The 6,916-nt window shown below is 65.7% G+C and carries 5 protein-coding genes and 1 tRNA gene; 5 read left to right on the plus strand and 1 reads right to left on the minus strand.

The window, feature by feature from the left end:
- Positions 1–130, plus strand: a 130-nt coding sequence (locus AC4D2W_RS17220) for an integrase core domain-containing protein (RefSeq protein ID WP_490928050.1), incomplete at its 5' end; no start/stop codon positions are given.
- Here the strand turns inward: AC4D2W_RS17220 and AC4D2W_RS17225 are convergent.
- Complete coding sequence (locus AC4D2W_RS17225) at positions 127–1,011, minus strand: alanyl-tRNA editing protein (RefSeq protein ID WP_490928156.1); 885 nt, start codon at positions 1,009–1,011, stop codon at positions 127–129. The two genes, AC4D2W_RS17220 and AC4D2W_RS17225, sit on opposite strands and share 4 nt — an antisense overlap.
- Positions 1,012–1,106: 95 nt before the next feature.
- On the opposite strand from AC4D2W_RS17225, the gene AC4D2W_RS17230 reads away from it, so the two are divergent.
- The 4 genes from AC4D2W_RS17230 to AC4D2W_RS17245 all read left to right on the plus strand — a co-directional run bounded on the left by AC4D2W_RS17230 (position 1,107) and on the right by AC4D2W_RS17245 (position 5,151).
- Positions 1,107–1,183: transfer RNA gene (locus AC4D2W_RS17230), tRNA-Met, on the plus strand.
- A 190-nt stretch (positions 1,184–1,373) separates the two neighbouring features.
- Complete coding sequence (locus AC4D2W_RS17235) at positions 1,374–1,994, plus strand: (2Fe-2S)-binding protein (protein ID WP_490928157.1); 621 nt, start codon at positions 1,374–1,376, stop codon at positions 1,992–1,994.
- Complete coding sequence (locus AC4D2W_RS17240; protein WP_490928158.1) at positions 1,991–3,070, plus strand: FAD binding domain-containing protein; 1,080 nt, start codon at positions 1,991–1,993, stop codon at positions 3,068–3,070. Before AC4D2W_RS17235 ends, AC4D2W_RS17240 begins: the two co-directional genes overlap by 4 nt.
- The gene (locus tag AC4D2W_RS17245; protein WP_490928159.1) at positions 3,067–5,151 is read left to right on the plus strand and encodes a xanthine dehydrogenase family protein molybdopterin-binding subunit; all 2,085 of its coding nucleotides are present in this window, start codon (positions 3,067–3,069) and stop codon (positions 5,149–5,151) included. Before AC4D2W_RS17240 ends, AC4D2W_RS17245 begins: the two co-directional genes overlap by 4 nt.
- Positions 5,152–6,916 lie beyond the last annotated feature (1,765 nt).

Below are 6,916 nucleotides of genomic sequence, written 5' to 3' on the forward strand. Positions count from 1 at the left end.
GAGCGAAGAAGCCAGGATCGCTGATTACGATGCCTGGCTTCATCACTACAATCATCATCGACCGCATACCGGGATCGAGGGCCTCTCACCTATCGAACGCGTTCACAACGTCCGTGAGAGTTACAGCTAGCCCGCGGGCTGCACGCAGATGGTGTCCATGGTGACGGTCACGGCGCCGTCGCCCTCTTCCGCGGTCAGGGTGACCTGGATGCCCCCGGTCTCCTTGAGGGAGGCAGCGTGCGTGCCGCCGCAGGGAATGCGAACCGGGCCCTGGGGCAGGTCCACGGTCCAGCGGCGCATGTCGGTGAGCCCGTCGCCGTCACACTCAATCCGCACCTCCGCACCGGTGGCGGTCCAGTCCGCCAAAATAGCGTTGATGCCTGCCTCGGCGGCGGGCAGATCTTCCAGCAGTGCCTCCGGCCGGAAGCCCTTGCGGCGCAGCGACTTTCCCAGCCGGTACACATCGGTGGAACCGTGCTCGGTAATGGTGGAGGTTTCGATGGCCAGGGCGTCAAAGTTCGGATTGCCCGCGGCGTCGGCCGGAACGTCCTTTTTCCAGGCCCCGGCAAGCTGCCGGTTCAATGCCAGCGACGCCAGGTGGCAGGCGGTGTGCCCCACGGAGAGGGCGCTCCGGTAGGCCGCGTCCACCTCGATCCGTACGGAGTCCCCTTCCTGCACGGCGGCATTTGGCGGGAGCACGTGTGCAACGGTGAAGGTCCAGCCCTCGGTGCCCTTCTTGACCGGAATATCCGCGCCCAGGAACAGCGCGGCTCCGTCGGTGGCCGCCACCACGGCGTCGCGCACCTCGTAGGAGTTGCCCGCGTCCGTGACCAGCACCGCACGGTCCGCGCCCTGGTCCGGCCAGCCGGCATCGACGGGGTGAACGGCGGTGACGTCCAGCAGGACCACCCGGCTGCCGTCAGCCAGGTTCTCGGCATGAAGGACCGTTCCCGTGGACTCCACGGCGCCGGAGGGATAAGTGACAGTTGTGTCTTCGGTAGGCAGGCTCACAACCCCACCCTACCGACAACTTTTCCATCCCCGGCGTGACGGCCGTCACTGGATTCTTCGTATCGGACCACAGGGGGGTACAGTTCTAAGTACGACGCGGGGTGGAGCAGTTCGGTAGCTCGCTGGGCTCATAACCCAGAGGTCGCAAGTTCAAATCTTGCCCCCGCAACCAAGAAGACGGTCCTTATCGGTGAAAACCGATGGGGACCGTTTTGTTTAAGTACCCTGTCTCCCCGCCGGCGCCTGTGCCCGCCGGACGATTCCCCCGCAGTACGGACCGGACAGCCGAGAAAGTGTTGTCCCCGCCCTCCCCCTCCGGTAGGTTTGCGCACCATTGGACACTGCTGAAGGGCGGCCGGTACATGGATGCGGAAATAACCCTGAAGGTGGACGGCAGCGAACGGACGCTGACCGTCGATACCCGCACCACGGTGCTGGACGCGCTCCGGGACAGGCTGGGCGTAACGTCACCGAAGAAGGGCTGCGACCACGGGCAGTGCGGTGCCTGCACGGTCCTGCTGGACGGGCGCCGCGCCAACTCTTGTTTGACCCTGGCCGTGGCCCACAACGGAGCGGAGGTTCTCACCGCGGAGGGCCTGGCCGACGTCATTCCGGACGGCCACCTGCATCCGGTGCAGCAGGCGTTCCTGGAACAGGACGGATTCCAGTGCGGCTACTGCACCCCGGGCCAGATCTGCTCAGCCGTGGGCATCATTGAGGAAGCCGCAGCGGGGCATCCATCCGCTGCCACCGCGCATCTGGACACTGAAAGCGGCATCGACCTCACTGACGCTGAAATCCGCGAGCGGATGAGCGGAAACCTTTGCCGCTGCGGCGCGTACGTCAATATTGTGGCGGCCGTGCGGCAGGCCGCCGACGCCGCAGCCACTCTCCGCAAGGGCCTGCCCGATCCACAGGAAGAGGCAGTTCACGACTCTCCCACCGCGGCCTCGATGCCCGCGCATCCCGAGGAGCGGGCATGATCCCCTTCGGCTACCGCCGCGCCGAGGACCCGGCCGCCGCCGTCGCCCTGGTCTCCGCCAACCCCGACGCGGTGTTCCTGGCCGGCGGCACCAACCTCGTGGACCGGATGAAGCTCGGGATCGCCTCCCCCACTCTGCTGGTGGACGTCAGCCGGCTGCCGCTGGACACCGTGGACGTGCTCGACGACGGCCGGGTGCGGATCGGCACCAACGTGAGCAACTCCGACCTTGCCGCGAACACCTTTATCCGCCGCCGCTATCCGGCCCTGTCCTCCGCACTGCTGGCCGGGGCCTCCGGGCAGCTGCGCAATTTGGCCACCACCGGCGGCAACCTGCTCCAGCGCACCCGCTGCGTGTACTTCCAGGACCCCACCACCCCCTGCAACAAGCGCGAACCCGGGACCGGCTGTTCCGCCGTCGACGGCTACACCCGCTACCATGCGATCCTCGGCGCCTCGGAAGCCTGCGTGGCGACGCACCCCTCGGACATGGCCGTGGCCCTGGCGGCGCTGGATGCCGCCGTCGTGGTGCTCGGCCCGGCGGGGGAACGGATTATTCCGGTGAGTGATTTCCACCGGCTGCCGGGGAATCAGCCGGAAAGGGACACCGTGCTGGAACACGGTGAACTCATCACCGCCGTCGAACTCCCGCCGGCACCCGCCCGGTCCGCCTACCGCAAGGTGCGGGACCGCGCGTCGTACGCCTTTGCCCTGGTGTCCGTGGCCGCGGCCATGGAACTGGAGGACGACGGCGCCTCGCCCCCGGTGATCCGGGACGTCCGGATCGCGCTGGGCGGGGTGGCGCACAAGCCCTGGCGGGCCCTGCAGGCGGAGGCCGTGCTGCGCGGCGCGGCGGCAACAGAGGAAAACTTCCGGGCCGCCGCGGACGCCGAGCTGGCGGCCGCCGAGCCGCTGCAGGACAACGGCTTCAAAATTCCCATGGTCCGCAACACCCTGGCGGCAGTGCTGCGGGAACTGGCCGGGCCGGGAACCCCGGATGCCAGCGCCGAGGGAACCGATCATCCCGAGGGGCCGGACGGCCCCCGGGACGCAGGCTGGGAGGAACTGGACTCATGAGCAATTTGCTGCCCGCCCGGGCCATCGGCACCCCCTATGAACGGCTCGACGGCGAACTGAAGGTCAAGGGCACCGCACCGTACGCCTACGAGCAACCGGTGGAGAACCCCCTGTATCTGTATCCCGTGCTCTCCACCATTGCCCGCGGAACCGTGCAGCGGGTGGAAACGGCGGCCGCGGAAGCCGTCAGCGGGGTCTTCACCATCCTCACCGCCGACACCGTGCCCCGGCTGGCGGATACCTCCGACCGGGAACTGGCAGTCCTGCAGGACAACCGGGTTGGTTACCGCGGGCAGATTGTTGCGGCAGTGCTGGCGGAGACTCCGGAAATTGCCCGCGAGGCGGCCGCCGCCGTCAGCGTGACCTACACGGAAGAGCCCTTCTCCGCCCAGCTGCGCAAAGATGCTCCGGACCTGTACGCCCCGGAGGAATTGAACGCCGGCACTCCCACGGACAGCAGTCAGGGGGACGCGAACGCCGCCTTCGAGACCGCCGCACTGAAGATCGAGCAGACCTATTCCACCCCGGCCGAACACAACAACCCGCTGGAGCCCCATGCCACGGTGGCACAGTGGAACGGGCAGACGCTGACGCTGTGGGACTCCACCCAGGGCGTGCACGCGGTCAAAAGCACGCTGGCGCAGGTGCTGGGGCTCGAGGAAGAACAGGTTCATGTCATCGCCCCGCACGTGGGCGGCGGCTTCGGCTCCAAGGGCATGCCGCACGTGCAGGTGGTGATGGCTGCCCTCGCGGCGCAGGTCACCGAGGGGCGGCCGGTGAAGTTCCCGGTCAGCCGCCAGCAGATGTTCACCCTGACCAGCCACCGCACCCCCACTATCCAGCACATCCGGCTGGGGGCCGCCGACGACGGACGGCTCACCGCCATGTCCCTGGACATCGTGGAACACACCTCCCGGATCAAAGAATTCGCGGAACAGACCCCCGCACCGTTCCGGATGATGTACGCCTCCCCCAACCGGACCACCACCACCCGCGTGGCGCCGCTGGACATCCCGGTTCCCTCTTGGATGCGGGCACCGGGTGAGTGTCCGGGAATGTTCGGCCCCGAGGTGGCCATGGATGAACTCGCCGCCGCTGCCGGGCTGGACCCCATTGAGCTGCGCCGCCGGAATGAGCCGGAGGTGGATCCGGAAACCGGGAACCCGTTCTCCAGCCGGCACCTGCTGGAATGCTTTGACCTCGGTGCCGAACGCTTCGGCTGGGACCAGCGGGTCACCCGTCCCCGCTCCGTGCAGGAAGACGGCTGGCTGGTGGGGCTGGGGACGGCCAGCGCCGTCTACCCGTTTATGCGCCAGCCCTCCAACACCGGGCGGATCCGCTACGAACAGGACGGCATCTACTCGGTGCAGATTGGAGCGGCGGACATTGGCACCGGCGCCTGGACGGCACTGACGCAGATTGCCGCCGACGCGCTGGACGTGCCGATCGACCGGATCCGGCTCGGCATCGGCGACACGGCCTTCCCTGCCGCCTCGGTGGCCGGGGGATCTTCCGGAACGGCCAGCTGGGGCGGAACAATTATTGCCGCCGCGCGTGCGTTCCGGGTCGACCACGGAGAACATCCCTCCCCCGGGGCGCAGACCGAGGCTAACGCTCCGGAGGATCCGGATGCCGCGAACCTGGCCCTGTATTCCTTTGGCGCGCATTTCGCCGAGGTCCGGATCTCCGCGGACACCGGCGAAATCCGGGTATCCCGCATGCTGGGCGTTTTTTCCGCGGGACGGATTATCAACCCGCGGACCGCGCGGTCCCAGTTCCTGGGGGCGATGACCATGGGGCTGGGCATGGCGCTGCATGAGCAGAGCGTGCTGGATCCGCGGTTCGGGATCTTCGTGAACCACGACCTGGCCGAGTACCACATCCCCACCAACGCCGATGTGCTGGACATGGAAGCGCTGTGGATCGAGGACGTGGACGAGCATGCCGGACCCCTGGGCGCCCGGGGCATCGGGGAAATCGGAATTGTGGGCAGTGCCGCGGCGATAGCCAATGCCGCCTACAACGCTTCCGGAATCCGGATCCGGGACCTTCCGCTGACTCCGGACAAGTTTCTGGAGTAACTAACTATGGTGCGAATATCTATAATTGCCTGACGGGAAGCAATCACCCTGCAAGGCATTGAGAAAGCGGTGCACGGAAATTGTCGCGGAGCCTGTAGATTGTCCTAGGCTCGAATGGAAATAACGTTGAGAGCCGATAGAAACTACTCTTGGGGGCTCTCTTCATGTCATTCTTCAGCCACATCTGGCGGCGCAGCGCATTTATTGCGATATTAATATTGGGGCTCCTAGTTCCCCAGACAATCCTAGCCGCTTCTTCTAACGCGGCTTCGGACACAGTTGGCCCGGTACTTGTCAGCTCTTCCGTGACACCCAAAGCCCTTGACCTGAAAAACGGTCCCACGACAACGAAAATCACCGTGCGACTCAAGGATGAAACCGCGGTAAAGGCCCCGATCGTACTCCTCAGCCACACCACCACGGACCAAAGCGTCGGTTTCGGCGAAATGAACCTGGTCTCGGGAACCCGTCAAGACGGAACCTGGGAGCGATCGATAACAATCCCTGAGGGATCCGCTGCCGGCGAATGGGAAGCGACCCTCTATCCCCTCTCAGACACCCTCGGGAACAGTTCCACTTTCTTCCAAACACTTGCCACCATCACCGTCGCAAGTGCGGCTTCGGACACAGTTGGCCCGGTACTTGTCAGCTCTTCCGTGACACCCAAAGCCCTTGACCTGAAAAACGGTCCCACGACAACGAAAATCACCGTGCGACTCAAGGATGAAACCGCGGTAAAGGCCCCGATCGTACTCCTCAGCCACACCACCACGGACCAAAGCGTCGGTTTCGGCGAAATGAACCTGGTCTCGGGAACCCGTCAAGACGGAACCTGGGANTGGGAGCGATCGATAACAATCCCTGAGGGATCCGCTGCCGGCGAATGGGAAGCGACCCTCTATCCCCTCTCAGACACCCTCGGGAACAGTTCCACTTTCTTCCAAACACTTGCCACCATCACCGTCACGGACAGCAGCACATCCGTTCCGCTGCCCGCCACACCGGCACCGGTCGTCTTCACCGACAAAGACGGCACCGCCAACGACACCTACACCATCCCCAAGGCCGAGGGTGTTGAATACCAGGTCAACGGTAAAACCACCGCAGCCGGAACCTACCCCGGCACCGGCACCGTCACCGTCACCGCCAAAGCCGCTACCGGTTACGTGATCGCCCCGGGCGCCACCACCACGTGGACCGCGACCTTCAGCAAGGCACCGCTGCCCGCCACACCGGCACCGGTCGCCTTCACCGACAAAGACGGCACCGCCAACGACACCTACACCATCCCCAAGGCCGAGGGTGTTGAATACCAGGTCAACGGTAAAACCACCGCAGCCGGAACCTACCCCGGCACCGGCACCGTCACCGTCACCGCCAAAGCCGCTACCGGTTACGTGATCGCCCCGGGCGCCACCACCACGTGGACCGCGACCTTCAGCAAGGCACCTGCTCCCTATACGCCGCCGGCGAAGTCGCCGTTCGCGGACGTCTCCACGGGACAGCAGTTCTACAAGGAAATGGCATGGATGGCCGACCAGGGCATCTCCACCGGCTGGAGCGAAGCCAACGGCACCCGCACCTACCGTCCCCTGCAGTCCATCAGCCGCGACGCCATGGCCGCCTTCCTCTACCGGGCAGCAGGCTCACCGGCATACAACGCGCCGGCGAAGTCGCCGTTCGCGGACGTCTCCACGGGACAGCAGTTCTACAAGGAAATGGCATGGATGGCCGACCAGGGCATCTCCACCGGCTGGAGCGAAGC

The organism is Arthrobacter sp. TJ-58, assembly GCF_058269295.1.